The sequence below is a fragment of the Thermoplasmatales archaeon genome, assembly GCA_014361245.1.
Taxonomy (GTDB): Archaea; Thermoplasmatota; E2; order UBA202; family JdFR-43; genus JACIWB01.
On record JACIWB010000098.1, the window covers coordinates 1 to 941 of the forward strand.

The following is a 941-nucleotide window of genomic DNA, read 5'->3' on the forward strand; positions in this document are numbered from 1 at the left end:
ATGGAGGAAAGAGCCCGCTGGAACGTACCCTTCCCGTGGATCATGTCCACCATGGGGGTGTCGAGCCACACCCCCACCATTCCGGTAGGGGTGACCACGCCCAGCCCACGGCCGCCCTTCTCCGGAGGGAGGCATTCCCGGATGTACGCGGCGCTTTCCACATCCCGCGGCTCCAGAGGATGCACGAAAAGCTCGCCCAAAGCGTTCACGGGCTGAGCTCCCAGTCCCCGCACTTTTTCGGTGATAAGAAGCCCCACAATTTGCTCAGGGAAGGCCGCGCCGGTAGGGTGATACTGTACGGCATCGAGATCCCGGAGTTTTGCGCCCACGCGATAGGCGAGGACGAGACCATCGGCGGTGGCTCCGTAATGGTTGGTGGTGGGAAAGCTCTGGATGTGGAGGCGGCCCCAGCCGCCGGTGGCCAGAATCGTGGCCTTGGCTCGCACGATCTTGTACTCCTCGGTCTCCAGGTTCCACACCACCGCACCCGCCACCTGCCCAAATTCGTCGGTGAGAAGCTCCACGGCCGGATGGAATTCCAAAACAGGGATGCCCAGGTTTCGCGCCTCGTCCCGCAGGACCCGCATGATCTCAAGGCCCGTGTAGTCCTTGCAGGAATGCATGCGCTTTTTGGATGTTCCCCCGCCATGGATGGTGATCATCGTGCCATCCTCTTCCTTGTCGTACATCACCCCCAATTCCTCATGCCATTTGATGATGAAGGGCGCGTCCTCCACAAGGGCGCGCACGAGTTTGGGATCGTTGGTGAAATGTCCGCCGCCTATAGCATCGAGGAAGTGGATGGCCGGGGAATCGTGAGGTTTTGTGGCGGCCTGGATCCCTCCTTGAGCCATGATGGAGTTGGAGTCACCATGGCGAAGTTTGGTGACGATGAGAATGCGGTCGGTAGGGATCCCCGCGTAATGGGCCCAGATGGCCGC

At 61.0% G+C, this 941-nt stretch carries 1 protein-coding gene; it reads right to left on the reverse strand.

The window, feature by feature from the left end; genetic code table 11:
• Window positions 1-941: FAD-binding protein (locus H5T45_07700; protein ID MBC7129581.1), on the reverse strand; the 941-nt coding region annotated here is incomplete at both ends.